The following is a 15,008-nucleotide window of genomic DNA, read 5'->3' as shown; positions in this document are numbered from 1 at the left end:
TTAGTGTATATAAATATAATAGGAGATCAGTTACAATGAGGCTTAGATACTACTAACTAAGCTTTTTTTAATTATAAAAGGATGTTATAATACTTCTAACTAAGTGGAAAACTAAGAGTGGTCTCTTAAAAAAATTATTTGGAGGAATTAAATGGCCTTAATACAATCAAATGCTATTTCAGCTGCAGATGCAATTAGTGAGCTGGTTTCAGTTGATACCAGTAATGTGCAAAATCAGCAAGTTTCATTTTCTTACACCCAAGAAATTACAGGAATGGAAAATGGAAAGGAGGTAACAAATTCAGTTCTTCAGGCTATTAGCGAATTTAGTCAAGCAGTTCTAATTCAAGCCAACAAGTTCCCTCAAATTGCTGCTGTAATTGAAAAGAGAGATATAGAGGAATCTCAAAGATGGAATCATTAAATAAAAAAATAGATAAGAGCGAAAAAGAGCGCTCTACTTTGACTCGAAAAATTATAGAACTTGAAGAAAAGGAAGATGATTTAAAATTATTACAGAAGCGACATGAAAACAGAGTTCTTTATTTAGCTGAGCAATTTGAACAGCTGTCTTCTGGCGTGGACTCATTACTAAAAGAATCGGATATGTCAACACAATTTAGAATTCAGGAGTTAGAAAATAATCAAGAACTGCGTCGTCAAATGTCCGAATATGTGCAAATCCATTTTGATGACATAGAAAAATGGAGTCAATCGATCCGTCGAAATACGGATGAACAAAGAGATAAATTAATATCAGAAAGGAATCGATTGCCTTGGGAGTGAAATATAGTTCTGCAGAATCTAGTGCATTAATTGAAGCACTATCAAACAATATAGAAATTGCAAATGAAATTACAGAAAGATTATCAAATGGTTGCGCTTATTTGGTAAGTTCTTTGGATTCAGGTAAATTACAGGGAGCTGCATATACTGCGGGTAAAGGACTTTTTACCGATATTATTATCCCTGCAATTACGAAAATCAAGGAAGCAGTGGATGATATTCAGATCGAGTTGAATTCATATAAAACAGCAAATGAACCTGTATCTCAATATGGAAATCTTGATTTAGAAGAATTAAAAGCTCTCAAAAAAAGTAAAGAAGACATGTTAACAGTTGTTAATGAACAGATTGCTGAGCATGAGAGCTTTTTTAATAAATTAAAAGATACTTTTAATTCCGATGCCCATCGTGAGACTTCTCGTCAATTGACTGACTCAAAAAATAATCTAGAGTCAGAAATTCAGAGTGTGACAAAGAAAATTAATGAGTTGGAATTGTTTGTATCTCAAGTCGCATCATTTTTCTCAGACAGTTTAACTGTTCTTCAACTTGCTATTCAAGGAGCAAGTCAGTTAAGTCAAGTGGTTGTTGATGCTAATGGTAATTACTATACAGATGGGCTAGATATGACTTGGGTTGATGAATTAAAGGCTCAGAAAATAGTAAGCGAATCCCCAAGTTTACAAGATCTGTCCCCAGAAGACGCAATGTTTGCTCAGAACCTGATGGTGCAGTATGGATTTAACGAGCAGACGGCAAGGGAAATCATAAAAGTCAGAGATGGCATTGATAAAAAATTCCCAGATAAGTCTCAAGAGGAAAAAGATTACATACTTCTTAGGGTTCTTGGAAGCGCCTCATATACGGGATTTAAGTGGGATCAAACTGCGGGTTCTTTAGTTAATTATTTTTACGATGAAGAGATAATAAATCGTGTTCTTGTTCATTTAGTGAAGAGCTTTGATGAAATTATGGATGAACTAGGATTAAGTAAAGAGGAGTCAAAACATCTTTATGGAATGTTATCCTTACAGCATGCAGTATCAGGTTCGAAACGTAAATTTGGTAAGTTCAATGATAAAGAATTACATGAGTTTGGTATTGAAGCAGAGAATGTTTACAATATTTCCGCTAATGAAGTTCAATCGGTTGCAAAAAGTATGTATCGAAAAGCTGACTTTACTCACCAGTCTATCACAATGGCCACACATCTAAATTCTAGATGGTTTGCTTTAGCTGATTTTTATGGTGGAAGAAAAAATGTTAAAGACTTATCGGGCTGGGAAGGTGATACTACTACAAATGCGACCGATATGCAACCAAGTATTGGAATGGATGATTATCTTGCAGACTTAGATTCTGTTAATATTGTAAAACGTATGACTTCGAATACTCAATCTTATACGCAAGCAATGAATAGTTACTTCAATGATCTGCAAAGCTCTCCAAATTTAAGAGAGAAAGAATTTAAACAAAACGTGGATTTGAATGAAGTTAAATCAACTATTTTTGAAAGTCTAGTACCAGTTTATGAAAGATCTTCAGAGGAACAGTCAATGGAATATCTGAAGGAACATGAAAAGTATAATTCATCCTACCTGTTCATTGAAAGTTTGGAAAAAGAAGAAATGCAATATAAGAAAGATGAATAATGAAGCAAAAACTTAAATTATTTGTTTGGTTGATTCCCGTCCTACTTTTTTGCCTCTATTGGTTAGGAATCTACCTGAGCCTCAAAAACCCCATGGAAGAAATCAACTACGCTGAAAATGGTGGGCTGATGCGCTATGTGATGCTTAAGCCCTATACAGAAACGATAGGGAACGATGGTATTTGGAAAGAAAATGAGGATTTTCAGACCTACCCCTATTCTAAAGGAATTGTCGATGCTAACGAAGAACTGTCCGTGATGATGTTTAGGGGAACGCCCAACTGGACCTATATGTATGATCTTGAACTACAAAAAGGTGTGACACTTGGTTTTATATTTAAATACAACTCATCCAAAAAGTTGTTTTTCCAGAAAGAGGTCTACCTTTCTAAAGAAGATACTACCTACGAGGGCCAACAACTCCTTGAGCAACTTGCCACCTATGGCAAAGACCGCACTTGGTTGAAAAACCAAAGTAAGAAGGTCGCCGAGCAATATATCCTGGGTACTTGGTTTAAAAACGGAAGCTCCCGTTATTCCCTGAAAAACTTGGGGGATATGAAAATCGAGTACAACAAATTAATAGAAGGACAGTAAAAGGTTCTTCTAACAATTATTATGAAAGTGGGACAGAAATCGGTCATTCGTTAGAATTCGATTTCGTCGTCCCACCTCCGCACAGTTGAGTAGGGCTGTAAAAGCTGATGAAATCAGCGTAGTAGAGCCCACTCAACCACTGCGTCTTGCTCGACAATCCAAAGACAATTGAGAGGCTAGGACTTTTGTCCCAGCCTCATTTTGCTGTTGCTGCAGGTATGGGAAAATGATTTGGCAAAAATGATGCAAGTTAGTAGAATTCATGGTATAATGGAATGTAAAAATTTTTTATGAAAGAAAGTTAACCATGAATTTAAAAGATTACATTGCAAGCATTGAAAACTATCCACAAGAAGGAATTACCTTCCGTGATATCAGCCCTTTGATGGCAGATGGTAATGCTTATAGTTATGCGGTTCGTGAGATCGTTCAATACGCAACCGATAAGAAGATCGATATGATCGTTGGTCCTGAAGCGCGTGGGTTCATCGTTGGATGTCCGGTAGCTTTTGAGTTGGGAATTGGATTTGCACCTGTCCGTAAGCCTGGTAAGTTGCCACGTGAAGTCATCTCTGCTGACTACGAAAAAGAATACGGTGTGGATACCTTGACCATGCACGCAGATGCTATCAAACCAGGTCAACGTGTTCTCATCGTTGACGACCTTTTGGCGACTGGTGGTACGGTGAAAGCAACCATCGAAATGATCGAAAAACTCGGTGGGGTCGTTGCAGGGTGTGCCTTCTTAATCGAGTTGGATGAATTGAAAGGTCGCGAAGCGATCGGCGATTACGACTACAAAGTTTTGATGCATTACTAATATAGTCTAATACTATAACTGGCTACAGAAAAACCATAATTGAAAACTATAAGCTCCTATCATATAATGTTAGTTAAGAACTTGTAAGATGGGAGCTTTTTATGCCAATTACTCTAGATAAAAAATTACCAGCAGTCGATATCCTTCGTTCAGAAAATATTTTTGTCATGGATGATGTTCGGGCGACTCACCAGGATATTCGGCCCATGAATGTTCTCATTCTTAATCTGATGCCGACCAAGGTTGCGACAGAAACCCAGCTCTTACGCCTCTTGGCCAACACACCCTTGCAGATCAATGTGGATTTCCTCTATATGGCGAGCCATGAGTCCAAGAATACAGCGGCAGAACATTTGGAGAGCTTCTACAAGACCTTTGAGGATATCAAGGATAATTACTATGACGGTTTGATTGTGACAGGAGCACCTGTCGAAAAGATGGATTTTGAAGAAGTGGACTACTGGGATGAGTTGACCCAGGTCTTTAAATGGGCCAAGCGTCATGTTTTTTCCACCTTGCACCTCTGTTGGGGAGCTCAGGCTGGTCTTTACTACCGTTACGGGATTCAAAAAGTAGCCCTCTGTGACAAGCTATCCGGTATCTATGACCAAACAGTGGTGCGTCCGGAAAGTCTGCTCATGAGAGGCTTTGACGATCGCTTCCTTGCCCCTCATTCTCGCTATACGGATGTTCCTTTGAAGGAAGTCCTTGAAAAGAGCAATCTTCAGGTGATTGCGCAAGGAAATGAAGTTGGCCTTTCCATCATTGCTAGCCCAGACATGCGTGAGGTGTATAGCTTTGGCCATCTGGAATATGATCGCGATACGCTGGCTAAGGAATACAACCGAGATGTCAAGGCTGGCTTGGATCCGGATGTTCCTAAGAATTATTTTGACCACGATGATGCCAGTACAGAGCCTCGCATTCGCTGGAATCTAGCTGCGACAACCTTCTTTAGTAATTGGATCAACTATGCGGTTTATCAAGAAACACCTTACCGCTTGGAAGAATTGGAAAAAGATATTTCATTTTATGGTTACCTATAAAGGGGAATTATGACATATTCACAAGCATTTAAGTATGGCAACTTGGTTCTTCCAAGTGCCTTGCTTTTTCATTATCATGAATTGTTTGACCAAGCAGATGACTACTTGGTTTGGCAGTTTTTCTTCCTTCAAAATACGACCGGTCAAGAGACCTTGACTCCTAATCAGATTGCTAGTCATCTGGGAAAAACGGTGACAGAGGTCAATCGGATTATGTCCAATTTGACCACCAAGGGACTTCTTCAATATCGGACCATTGAGCTCAATGGCGAGATTGAAGCCATCTTTGATGCGACCATTGCCCTGGAACGCTTGGATGAAATTTTAGAGGCTCAGACACAAGGGAAGGCACAGAGTGCTCCTGCCAAGGGAAATGTCATCAAGGACTTGGTGGAAACCTTCCAACAAGAACTGGGACGACTCTTGACGCCTTTTGAGATTGAAGACCTGACCAAGACCGTGCGCGAGGATCAGACAGACCCAGATGTGATCAAGGCAGCGCTACGAGAAGCTGTCTTTAATGGCAAGCCTCACTGGAAATATATCCAGGCCATTTTGCGAAACTGGCGCAGTGAAGGCATCAACAGTCTGGTCCAAGTAGAGGCGAAACTACAAGAACGCGAGCAAGCCAACCCACGCAATGTGACAGTTTCAGACGATTTCTTACAGGCCATGGATTTGTGGAAGGATTAAAAAACTAGCACTCATAAAGTGCTAGTTTTTTTCGTTTATAAATAGTCCGCGTAAGCTTTTTCTAGTTTGGTCAGGAGTTCTTGCTTTTCTTCGTCGCTAGCAAAGGAAGCTTGGATAGCATCGACATTGTGCTGGTAAAAATCAGCTGGCGTCGTTTGGAAGTGGTGGTGGTAGAGCTTGTATTCCTTGGTTAAATCCGTATCAGATACGGTCCGGTTATCGGTGTTGATACTGATGTGAGCATGTGCTTCCTTCATCTTGAGGTAAGGGAAGTCTTCCACAGTTGCAGCTGCTTTGGTTTGAAGGTTACTTGTCAAGCAGAGCTCACCGGTGACCCCATTTTTTACAAACTCTTTTAGAAGTTCTGGTTCAACAGCTAGTAAGGTCACATGACCATTTCGTTTGATACTATAGGCCATGGATTGAGCGACATTGGCTGGGCAGTGGCATTCTCCTGCATGAAGGGTCATGGGCCGGTTGTAACTGTTGACCTGTTGGATGAGGGCCTCAATGGCTTGTGGTGGATAGTGGTGCTCATCTCCAGCGAAGTCAAAACCAACAAAATATTGATCCCTAACCTGGTTAGCTTCGGCAAGGATACGAGAGGTGAGTTCTTGGTCCGACTGGCGCATGCCACAAACGAGGGCTTTGGCTGTAATGCCAAATTCATCCTGGGCTTGGCGCAATCCTTCACAGACAGCATCGATAGTTTCTGGGACGGTAAGTCCTTGGTCCATGGACAACTCTGGGGCAAAACGAACCTCGATATAGAGGACATTCTCCAGAGCCGCTTGCTTAGCCACATCGTAAGCAGCAAGGGTCAGGGCTTCCTTGGTCTGAAGGAGAGGGCGAATGTAGTCAAAGGCCTCCAAATAGTCCAAAAGATTCTCACAGTGGGCAGGGGCAGTGACATGGTGTTTGAGCTCCTCATCGCTAGCAGGAAGGTCAATATTGGCCAGGGCTGCCAATTGGCGAATAGTCGGAAGAGACAAGGAACCGTCTAAGTGACAGTGGAGTTCCGTCTTTGCCAAACTATGAAAGTCAATTGTGGACATATTTTTTCTCCTTAAAATGTATTTTTTCTATACTATCATTTTGCTAAGAAAAGTCAAGTAAAGCTAGCGTAGCAGATTTTTGAAAGTGCGAACGGGATTTGATATGCTAGTAGTAACGTAGAAAAAGGAGAACAGAGATGTCAGATTATCAATTACCGGAAGTATGGGAAGCGCCAAATCAAATGGGTGGAGCCTGGGGTAGCTTGAACCAACCAACAGCAGGTGCCCGCTTTGAACAAAGCCTTCCAAAAGGCGACCAGCCTTTTCAACTCTATACTCTTCCAACTCCAAATGGGATCAAGGTGACTATTATGCTGGAAGAACTAAAAGAGTTGGGTGTGGATGCGGGCTATGACGCTTATCGCATCAAGATTGGTGATGGGGATCAATTCGGCAGTGACTTTGTAGCCATCAATCCAAACTCGAAAATTCCAGCCATGTTGGATCAATCAGGTGACCAAGCCATTCGGGTCTTTGAATCAGCCAATATTCTCTTGTATCTAGCGGAGAAATTTGGACAATTGATTCCAGCAGATCCTGCTAAACGGACCGAAGTGCTTAACTGGCTCTTCTGGCAGACAGGGGCTGCACCTTTCTTAGGTGGAGGCTTTGGCCATTTCTTCCACTACGCACCTGAAAAAATCGAGTATGCCATCAATCGCTTTGCCATGGAAGCCAAACGCCAATTGGACCTACTGGACAAAGAATTGGCGACCAAACCTTATATCGCAGGAGATGACTATACTATTGCAGATATTGCCATCTGGTCTTGGTATGGCCGTCTAGCTCAAGACAAGGTCTGGGATCGTGCGGGAATTTTCCTAGATGTGAAGGAATACAAGCATTTGCAAGCTTGGACAGAGAAAATTGCTAATCGCCCAGCAGTGCAACGAGGATTGGAAGTGGAATATAAGGAAATTGACTAAAGTCTAAGCATAGATAATTCAATTGTATTGAGATTTTCCTTAGGTGAGTCCGGACGTCAGCGAACTTCGTAGAAGTTCCATGACTTAGTTTTGAACCTAAGGTTTCAAAACTCCCGAGTGCATGAAACAAAATAGTTCCATGCACTTTTCTCACTGCGGAAAACTCAATACGTATTTTATTGGCTCCAAAAATAAGAGATTTCTCAAATTATATATCTAGCTAGAACAATATAGAAGCAATTTGACAAGGCGCCGTCGCGCCTTTTTTTAATGCTGCAAACATGGTATACTAAAGGTTGGAATAAAAGTATAGAAAGAAGCACATGGAATTTACAAAATTATCAAATCGCTTGGACTTGGTGGCTAGCTTTGTCCCAGAAGGAGCGCGTCTGTTAGATGTGGGAAGTGACCATGCTTATCTCCCAATCGCTCTTTTACAGGAAGGCAAGATTGAGGTTGCTATTGCAGGGGAAGTGGTTGAGGGACCTTATCAGTCTGCCCTGCAAAATGTCGCCGATAATGGTTTAGAGGACAAGATTGAAGTTCGCCTAGCTAATGGCTTGGCTGCATTTGAACCAACAGATAGTATTTCCTGCATCACCATCGCAGGAATGGGCGGGCGCTTGATTGCAGATATCCTAGCAGCAGGGCTTGAGAAATTAGCCGGTGTTTCTCGCTTGGTCTTGCAACCCAATAATCGGGAGGATGAATTGCGGACTTGGTTAGTAGACCATGATTTTCGCATAGTTGATGAAGCTATCTTAGAAGAAAATGAGAAGTTTTATGAGATCCTCGTGGTCGAACAGGGTTCTCAAGAGTTGTCAGCTAAGGAACTGCGTTTTGGTCCCTATTTGATGCGGGAACAAGCTCCAGCCTTTGTTCAAAAATGGTCCAAGGAAGTGGAGAAATTAGCCTTTGCCTTGGAGCAGGTCCCAGTTGAGAATCAATCTGCCAGAGCATCGTTAGAAGAGCGCATCGCACAAATCAAGGAGGTCCTAAATGCTAGCAAGTGAACTTATCAAACGCTATGAAGTCTACTGTCCTCAGGAACTTTCCATGGAGGGAGATGTCTGTGGCTTACAGGTCGGCACCCTGCAAAAAGACATCAAGAAGGTCATGGTAGCCTTGGATATCCGGGAGCAGACGGTGGCAGAAGCCATTGACCATGGAGTGGACTTGATCATCGTCAAGCATGCGCCTATTTTTCGTCCTATTAAGGATCTGGTTTCCGATCGGGCTCAAAATCAAATCTATATTGACTTGATCAAGCACGATATCGCAGTCTATGTCAGCCATACCAATATTGATATTGTCCCAGATGGTCTCAACGATTGGTTTTGCCAGCTCTTGGAAATTGAAGACGCAGAGCCCCTCAGCATGACAGGAGAAGGTCTAGGAATCGGCCGTATCGGTCAAGTACCATCTCAAACATTTGGCCAGTTGGCTCATAATGTAAAAGAAACTTTTGGCTTAGATGCTTTGCGCTTGGTTGGTTATGACCAGGCGGACCTGGATCGGGTCATTGAGCGCGTCGCTATCTGTGGAGGAAGTGGGCAATCCTTTTACAAGGATGCTCTTGCTAAGGGGGCTGAGGTCTACATCACAGGAGATATCTACTACCACACGGCTCAAGACATGCTGAGCGATGGTCTCCTTGCCTTGGATCCAGGTCACCATATCGAAGTTCTCTTTGTGTCGAAACTAGTCGAAAAACTCAATCAGTGGAAGTCTGAAGAAGCGTGGGAGATCGAAGTGATTGGCAGTCAAGCCAGCACCAATCCTTTTTACCATATCTAAGGGGTTATCATGAAAGTTGCCATTATCGGTGCAGGGATCGTTGGATCCACTGCAGCCTATTATTTATCCAAGGAAGCACAGATAGATGTCACCGTCTATGATCACGGAGTTGGCCAAGCAACCAAGGCAGCGGCTGGGATCATTAGCCCTTGGTTTTCTAAGCGGCGAAACAAGTCCTGGTATCGTCTGGCTCGGCTAGGAGCTGATTTCTATCAAGAATTAGTAGAGGACCTGGCCAAGGACGGAATCGAAACAGACTTTTACCAGCAGACAGGGGTCTATCTCCTTAAGAAGAAGGAAGAGAAATTAGATGAACTCTATCAGTTGGCGCTGAGTCGACGGGAAGAATCTCCCTTAATTGGGGAATTGGCGGTTTTAACCAAAGAAGAAGTAGGTCAACAGTTCCCAGGTCTGCAAGGCTTTGAACAGCTCCTTTATGCCTCAGGTGGGGCCCATGTAGAGGGAGCCCTTCTAACGGAAACCCTTCTAAAGGCAAGTGGCGCAAGAGTCATCAAGGAAGAGGTTGCCCTCTCCGCCTCGGATGATGGCTATCAGATAGCAGGAGAGAGCTATGACCAAGCCATCCTAGCTACAGGAGCCTGGTTGGGGCAAATCCTTGAGCCACTTGGCTACCAAGTGGATGTCCGTCCACAAAAAGGACAGTTGAGGGATTATCAGCTAGACATAGATACTGATGATTATCCTGTGGTCATGCCAGAAGGAGAACTGGATATCATTCCCTTCCAGCAAGGCAAGATCAGTATGGGAGCTACCCATGAGAATGAGATGGGCTTTGACCTGACGGTGGATCAAGCTTTACTGAATCAGATGGAAACAGAAGCCTTGACCTACTATCCAGAACTAGCTCAAGCGACAGTTGTCGGTGAGCGCGTAGGTACCCGAGCTTACACCAGTGACTTCTCGCCCTTTTGGGGAGCTCTTCCCGATCAAGCTGGTATTTATGTCGCCAGTGGCCTAGGTTCGTCTGGCCTCACAACTGGTCCCCTTATTGGGTGGCACCTGGCCCAACTAGTAATAGGAGGAAAGGTGCGCCTAGACCCAGCAGATTATCCAGTTGAACAATATGTGAAGAAGAGAGTGGGACAGAAATCGGAAATTCGTTAGAATTCGATTTCGTCGTCCCACCTCCGCACAGTTGAGTAGGACTGTAAAAGCTGACGAAATCAGCGTAGTAGAGCCCACTCAACCACTGCGTCTTGCTCGACAATCCAAAGATAATTGAGAGGCTAGGACTTTTGTCCCAGCCTCTTTTTTTCGAAAGACCTTCCTTAATTCGGATAGAAATAGTAGAATAGAACAAGTGAATCAACAAGGAAATGGGAGTTGTTATGAATTGGTTTCAATCACAATCCGTGGTCTTACAGGCCTTTCTCGCAGGATTGTTTACATGGGGCTGTACCATTATCGGGTCAGCCATCGTCTTTTTCTTCAAACATATTAGTCGAAAATTACTGGACATCATGATGGGCTTTGCGGCAGGGGTCATGATTGCGGCATCGTTTTGGTCCCTCTTGCAACCGTCTATTGAGTATGCGGAAAACTCCTATGGAAGTTTGGCTTGGTTGCCAGCAGCGATTGGTTTTCTAACTGGAGGATTCTTCCTTCGCTTGATCGACGCCATCGTCCCTCACCTTCATATGACGAAGGAGATTGAAGAGGCAGAGAGTATCCATACTCCGAGAGAGAAGAAGTTGTCTAAAACGACCCTCCTCTTTCTCGCTATTACCATCCACAATTTCCCAGAAGGCTTGGCAGTCGGGGTTGCCTTTGGAGCTCTGGCTAGTAATCCAAGTCCAGAAGCCTTTATCGGGGCGGTTGGTTTGGCCATTGGGATTGGCTTGCAAAATATCCCAGAGGGGGCTGCCCTCTCGATCCCGATTCGGACGGATGGAAAATCCCGTCTTAATGCCTTTTATTGGGGTTCCATGTCAGCCATCGTGGAGCCAGTAGGAGCCCTGCTAGGGGCAGTGGCGGTCTTATCCATGACGGCTATCTTGCCTTATGCTCTTTCTTTTGCGGCAGGTGCGATGATCTTTGTAGTGGTCGAAGAGTTGATTCCAGACTCCCAGACCAATGGCAACACAGATGTTGCGACCCTCGGACTCATGGTTGGCTTTGTCATTATGATGATCTTAGACGTCGCTTTGGGATAAGGAACAGAAAAGGAGAGCACCATAGTGAACTCTCTTTTTGATTGCTGTTATTGTCTTTGATAAAAAAGATAGTCAGATACAGCTCGAAGGTAGCTCAAAAAGGGATCTTCATTAGTAAGGAGTATCGTCTTATGGTAAAAATCAAGTTTAAAAAGAAAAGCAAAAGGATGATGGTCATCGCCTTGGCTCTCCTTATGGTAGTTGGGATTTCTTTGTTTTATATGAACAAACAATTGGAGGAAAAGCGACGGAACCGAGAGTACGAAGTCAGCCTTGTAAAGACCTTGAAGAGATCTTACGAGGGAATTGAGGAGATTGAGATTAAAAACCCATCCTATAGCTCCATTCCTTCAGACGCATGGGGAGCTGAGGTGAAACTCACATTTTCTGATGGGATTTCAAAGCAACACCAATTGGCCTATGATAAAGATGCTCATAAAATGAAGATAGGGATCTATGATAACCAAGATGAGGGATTTCAAAGGTTTATGGATTCTAGAAAAGGCACGACCAATTCGGGAGTAAAGGTAAGGTTTTCAGACGGCTCAGTCAAGGAGCAGTAATCTATTTGAACAATGAGTAAGACCAATGCTAACAATTCTACAACTCTCATTTCCTTGTAACATAAATGCAAAGTGACTTTTTTATATAAACATGATAAAATAAGGGTAATGACAACGTAGAAAGGCCTAACATTATGAAAGGTATTATTTTAGCCGGTGGCTCAGGAACTCGCTTGTATCCATTGACACGTGCGGCTTCCAAACAGTTGATGCCCATTTATGACAAACCAATGATCTACTATCCTTTATCAACCCTTATGTTGGCAGGGATCAAAGATATCCTGATCATCTCAACTCCTCAAGACCTTCCTCGTTTTGAAGAGCTTCTTGGAGATGGTTCTGAACTTGGGATTTCCCTCTCTTATGCAGAGCAACCAAGCCCAGATGGCTTGGCGCAAGCCTTTATCATTGGAGAAGACTTTATCGGTGACGATCACGTTGCCCTCGTACTTGGAGATAATATCTTCCACGGAAATGGTTTAACCAAGATGTTGCAACGGGCGGAAGCCAAAGAAAAAGGCGCTACTGTCTTTGGTTACCAAGTCAAAGATCCAGAACGTTTTGGTGTGGTAGAGTTTGATGCGGACATGAATGCCGTCTCAATCGAAGAAAAACCAGAACATCCGAAATCAAACTTTGCGGTGACTGGGCTTTACTTCTATGACAATGATGTGGTAGAGATTGCCAAAAACATCAAACCAAGTCCTCGTGGAGAGCTCGAAATCACCGATGTCAACAAGGCCTATTTGGAGCGTGGAGATCTCTCTGTTGAGCTCATGGGCCGTGGCTTTGCTTGGTTGGATACAGGAACTCATGAAAGTCTCTTGCAGGCTTCTCAATATATCGAGACGGTTCAACGTTTGCAAAATGTCCAAGTAGCTAACCTTGAGGAAATCGCCTATCATATGGGCTATATTACTAAAGAGCAAGTCTATGAATTGGCTCAACCTCTGAAGAAAAACGAGTACGGACAATATTTGCTCCGTTTGATTGGAGAAGCTTAATGACAGAACAATTTTTCGAGAAAGAATTAGCAGCCCGCAAGATTGAAGCGATTCCAGGTTTGATGGAGTTTGATATTCCAGTTCGTGGGGACAACCGTGGTTGGTTCAAGGAAAACTTCCAAAAAGAGAAGATGCTTCCTCTTGGTTTTCCAGAAAGCTTCTTTGCGGAAGGCAAGTTGCAAAACAACATTTCATTCTCTCGTAAGAATGTCTTGCGTGGCTTGCACGCAGAACCTTGGGATAAGTACATCTCTGTAGCAGATGAAGGAAAGGTTCTCGGTACTTGGGTAGACCTTCGTGAAGGTGAGACCTTTGGGAACACCTACCAAACTGTGATCGATGCTTCTAAAGGAATCTTTGTCCCTCGTGGAGTTGCCAATGGATTCCAAGTTTTGACGGATAAAGTGGCTTATACCTACTTAGTCAATGACTACTGGGCATTGGAGCTCAAGCCAAAATATGCATTTGTTAATTACGCAGACCCAAGCCTAGATATCCAATGGGAAAACTTGGAAGAAGCAGAAGTCTCAGAAGCAGACAAGAATCACCCACTGCTCAAAGACGTCAAACCCCTAAAAGCAGAAGATTTGTAAAAATAAACCTTGCACAGTATTTTTGCGACTGCAAGGAGCCTGGTAGGATTGTTCCTGCCCTAGTGGAAACAAGATTGCCGTAGGGAATCTTGTAGGGAAATCCGGAGACATGGACTCCGGATTTAGCCATGAAACCGAAGGGTTGCTGGCGTCCCTCACTAGCTAAAGGAACAATCAAAACTAAAAACTATTTGGAGAAAAAATGACTGAATATAAAAATATCATCGTAACTGGTGGCGCAGGTTTCATCGGTTCAAACTTCGTACACTATGTCTACAACAATCATCCAGACGTGCATGTGACTGTCCTTGACAAACTCACTTACGCTGGTAACCGTGCTAACATTGAAGAAATCCTTGGTGACCGTGTTGAATTGGTTGTTGGTGATATTGCTGACGCTGAATTGGTTGACCAATTGGCTGCTAAGGCTGATGCGATTGTTCACTATGCGGCTGAAAGCCACAATGACAATTCATTGAATGACCCATCACCATTTATCCACACCAACTTCATCGGTACCTACACACTTTTGGAAGCGGCTCGCAAGTATGATATCCGTTTCCACCACGTGTCAACAGACGAAGTTTATGGAGACCTTCCATTGCGTGAAGATCTTCCTGGACATGGGGAAGGTCCTGGTGAAAAATTCACTGCTGAAACCAAATACAACCCATCATCCCCTTATTCATCAACCAAGGCTGCTTCAGACTTGATTGTGAAGGCTTGGGTTCGTTCCTTCGGTGTTAAGGCAACCATTTCAAACTGCTCAAATAACTATGGACCATACCAACACATCGAGAAGTTTATCCCTCGTCAAATCACCAACATCTTGTCTGGCATCAAGCCAAAACTTTATGGTGAAGGAAAGAACGTCCGTGACTGGATCCATACCAACGACCACTCAACTGGTGTTTGGGCTATTCTTACCAAGGGCCGTATTGGTGAAACTTACTTGATCGGTGCTGATGGTGAAAAGAACAACAAGGAAGTGCTTGAACTGATCCTTGAAAAAATGGGTCAACCAAAAGATGCTTACGACCGTGTAACAGACCGTGCTGGTCACGATTTACGTTACGCCATCGATTCAACAAAATTACGTGAAGAATTAGGTTGGGAACCACAATTCACCAACTTCGAAGCAGGTTTGGAAGAAACCATCAAGTGGTACACCGATCACCAAGACTGGTGGAAAGCTGAAAAAGAAGCTGTCGAAGCCAACTACGCAAAAACACAAGAAGTTTTGAAATAAGGATGTTAGTCCAAGTGGGAAACCGCTTGGACTTTTTCTTGCTTTTCTAAAAAA

General features: G+C 43.1%; 17 protein-coding genes. 16 read left to right on the top strand and 1 reads right to left on the bottom strand.

All coding sequences use genetic code 11. From position 1 onward, the window contains the following. Positions 1 to 151 precede the first annotated feature (151 nt). The 7 genes from QM830_RS04745 (at position 152) to QM830_RS04715 (ending at position 5,593) form a co-directional block, all read left to right on the top strand. Positions 152 to 424: a hypothetical protein gene (locus QM830_RS04745; protein WP_009731321.1), complete on the top strand. Its 273-nt coding sequence runs from the start codon at positions 152 to 154 to the stop codon at positions 422 to 424. Then, a complete protein-coding gene (locus QM830_RS04740; RefSeq protein WP_009731320.1) occupies positions 412 to 786 on the top strand; it encodes a hypothetical protein in 375 nt (124 codons plus the stop codon). Before QM830_RS04745 ends, QM830_RS04740 begins: the two co-directional genes overlap by 13 nt. Next, complete coding sequence (locus QM830_RS04735) at positions 783 to 2,438, top strand: hypothetical protein (protein WP_414326064.1); 1,656 nt, start codon at positions 783 to 785, stop codon at positions 2,436 to 2,438. The genes QM830_RS04740 and QM830_RS04735 overlap by 4 nt, the downstream gene beginning before the upstream one ends. Continuing rightward, positions 2,438 to 3,034: a TipC family immunity protein gene (locus tag QM830_RS04730; RefSeq protein ID WP_414325800.1), complete on the top strand. Its 597-nt coding sequence runs from the start codon at positions 2,438 to 2,440 to the stop codon at positions 3,032 to 3,034. Before QM830_RS04735 ends, QM830_RS04730 begins: the two co-directional genes overlap by 1 nt. A 307-nt stretch (positions 3,035 to 3,341) precedes the next feature. Beyond that, on the top strand, positions 3,342 to 3,854 hold the full coding sequence (locus QM830_RS04725; RefSeq protein WP_006154681.1) for an adenine phosphoribosyltransferase: 513 nt from the start codon (positions 3,342 to 3,344) through the stop codon (positions 3,852 to 3,854). A 101-nt stretch (positions 3,855 to 3,955) separates the two neighbouring features. After that, complete coding sequence (metA, locus tag QM830_RS04720; RefSeq protein WP_414325799.1) at positions 3,956 to 4,900, top strand: homoserine O-acetyltransferase MetA; 945 nt, start codon at positions 3,956 to 3,958, stop codon at positions 4,898 to 4,900. Positions 4,901 to 4,909: 9 nt separating this feature from the next. Next, on the top strand, positions 4,910 to 5,593 hold the full coding sequence (locus tag QM830_RS04715; protein ID WP_414325798.1) for a DnaD domain-containing protein: 684 nt from the start codon (positions 4,910 to 4,912) through the stop codon (positions 5,591 to 5,593). A gap of 35 nt (positions 5,594 to 5,628) precedes the next feature. Here QM830_RS04715 and add read toward each other — a convergent pair whose 3' ends face one another. Next, positions 5,629 to 6,648 (bottom strand): adenosine deaminase, encoded by a 1,020-nt coding sequence (gene add / locus QM830_RS04710; RefSeq protein WP_414325797.1) that lies wholly within the window; start codon positions 6,646 to 6,648, stop codon positions 5,629 to 5,631. A gap of 137 nt (positions 6,649 to 6,785) precedes the next feature. Between add and yghU the strand changes: the two genes are divergently transcribed. From yghU to rfbB, 9 genes are all read left to right on the top strand, one after another. Beyond that, positions 6,786 to 7,574, top strand: coding sequence for a glutathione-dependent disulfide-bond oxidoreductase (yghU, locus tag QM830_RS04705; RefSeq protein ID WP_414325796.1), 789 nt, complete (start codon positions 6,786 to 6,788; stop codon positions 7,572 to 7,574). A gap of 323 nt (positions 7,575 to 7,897) precedes the next feature. Beyond that, entirely contained in the window at positions 7,898 to 8,587 is a 690-nt protein-coding gene (locus QM830_RS04700) for a tRNA (adenine(22)-N(1))-methyltransferase (RefSeq protein WP_414325795.1), read from the top strand. Next, positions 8,574 to 9,371: a Nif3-like dinuclear metal center hexameric protein gene (locus QM830_RS04695; protein ID WP_414325794.1), complete on the top strand. Its 798-nt coding sequence runs from the start codon at positions 8,574 to 8,576 to the stop codon at positions 9,369 to 9,371. Before QM830_RS04700 ends, QM830_RS04695 begins: the two co-directional genes overlap by 14 nt. A 9-nt stretch (positions 9,372 to 9,380) precedes the next feature. Then, a complete protein-coding gene (locus tag QM830_RS04690; RefSeq protein ID WP_414325793.1) occupies positions 9,381 to 10,496 on the top strand; it encodes an NAD(P)/FAD-dependent oxidoreductase in 1,116 nt (371 codons plus the stop codon). A 224-nt stretch (positions 10,497 to 10,720) separates the two neighbouring features. Next, a complete protein-coding gene (locus QM830_RS04685; protein WP_414325792.1) occupies positions 10,721 to 11,545 on the top strand; it encodes a ZIP family metal transporter in 825 nt (274 codons plus the stop codon). Positions 11,546 to 11,676: 131 nt separating this feature from the next. Then, positions 11,677 to 12,108 (top strand): hypothetical protein, encoded by a 432-nt coding sequence (locus QM830_RS04680; protein ID WP_414325791.1) that lies wholly within the window; start codon positions 11,677 to 11,679, stop codon positions 12,106 to 12,108. Positions 12,109 to 12,242: 134 nt separating this feature from the next. Further along, positions 12,243 to 13,112 carry a glucose-1-phosphate thymidylyltransferase RfbA gene (gene rfbA, locus QM830_RS04675; RefSeq protein WP_414325790.1) on the top strand — a complete coding sequence of 290 codons (870 nt, stop codon included), beginning with the start codon at positions 12,243 to 12,245 and terminating at the stop codon, positions 13,110 to 13,112. After that, a complete protein-coding gene (locus tag QM830_RS04670; RefSeq protein ID WP_003007862.1) occupies positions 13,112 to 13,705 on the top strand; it encodes a dTDP-4-dehydrorhamnose 3,5-epimerase family protein in 594 nt (197 codons plus the stop codon). Before rfbA ends, QM830_RS04670 begins: the two co-directional genes overlap by 1 nt. A gap of 202 nt (positions 13,706 to 13,907) precedes the next feature. Next, complete coding sequence (gene rfbB, locus QM830_RS04665) at positions 13,908 to 14,954, top strand: dTDP-glucose 4,6-dehydratase (protein WP_414325789.1); 1,047 nt, start codon at positions 13,908 to 13,910, stop codon at positions 14,952 to 14,954. Positions 14,955 to 15,008: the final 54 nt, after the last annotated feature.

Origin of the sequence: Streptococcus sp. OMI750, from assembly GCF_047463895.1 — a bacterium.
In the GTDB taxonomy this organism is placed as follows: domain Bacteria; phylum Bacillota; class Bacilli; order Lactobacillales; family Streptococcaceae; genus Streptococcus.
Note: the sequence above shows the minus strand (reverse complement) of the source record. Positions and strands in the feature narration are given on the sequence as shown.

What these genes read in the sequence shown, in the direction of transcription:
- rfbA (WP_414325790.1), top strand. Translation starts at nt 12,243, where the DNA reads ATGAAAGGTATTATTTTAGCCGGTGGCTCAGGAACTCGCTTGTATCCA.
- QM830_RS04740 (WP_009731320.1), top strand. Translation starts at nt 412, where the DNA reads ATGGAATCATTAAATAAAAAAATAGATAAGAGCGAAAAAGAGCGCTCT.
- QM830_RS04695 (WP_414325794.1), top strand. Translation starts at nt 8,574, where the DNA reads ATGCTAGCAAGTGAACTTATCAAACGCTATGAAGTCTACTGTCCTCAG.
- QM830_RS04685 (WP_414325792.1), top strand. Translation starts at nt 10,721, where the DNA reads ATGAATTGGTTTCAATCACAATCCGTGGTCTTACAGGCCTTTCTCGCA.
- QM830_RS04745 (WP_009731321.1), top strand. Translation starts at nt 152, where the DNA reads ATGGCCTTAATACAATCAAATGCTATTTCAGCTGCAGATGCAATTAGT.
- QM830_RS04715 (WP_414325798.1), top strand. Translation starts at nt 4,910, where the DNA reads ATGACATATTCACAAGCATTTAAGTATGGCAACTTGGTTCTTCCAAGT.
- add (WP_414325797.1), bottom strand. Translation starts at nt 6,648, where the DNA reads ATGTCCACAATTGACTTTCATAGTTTGGCAAAGACGGAACTCCACTGT.
- rfbB (WP_414325789.1), top strand. Translation starts at nt 13,908, where the DNA reads ATGACTGAATATAAAAATATCATCGTAACTGGTGGCGCAGGTTTCATC.
- QM830_RS04730 (WP_414325800.1), top strand. Translation starts at nt 2,438, where the DNA reads ATGAAGCAAAAACTTAAATTATTTGTTTGGTTGATTCCCGTCCTACTT.
- metA (WP_414325799.1), top strand. Translation starts at nt 3,956, where the DNA reads ATGCCAATTACTCTAGATAAAAAATTACCAGCAGTCGATATCCTTCGT.
- QM830_RS04725 (WP_006154681.1), top strand. Translation starts at nt 3,342, where the DNA reads ATGAATTTAAAAGATTACATTGCAAGCATTGAAAACTATCCACAAGAA.
- QM830_RS04670 (WP_003007862.1), top strand. Translation starts at nt 13,112, where the DNA reads ATGACAGAACAATTTTTCGAGAAAGAATTAGCAGCCCGCAAGATTGAA.
- QM830_RS04680 (WP_414325791.1), top strand. Translation starts at nt 11,677, where the DNA reads ATGGTAAAAATCAAGTTTAAAAAGAAAAGCAAAAGGATGATGGTCATC.
- QM830_RS04700 (WP_414325795.1), top strand. Translation starts at nt 7,898, where the DNA reads ATGGAATTTACAAAATTATCAAATCGCTTGGACTTGGTGGCTAGCTTT.
- yghU (WP_414325796.1), top strand. Translation starts at nt 6,786, where the DNA reads ATGTCAGATTATCAATTACCGGAAGTATGGGAAGCGCCAAATCAAATG.
- QM830_RS04690 (WP_414325793.1), top strand. Translation starts at nt 9,381, where the DNA reads ATGAAAGTTGCCATTATCGGTGCAGGGATCGTTGGATCCACTGCAGCC.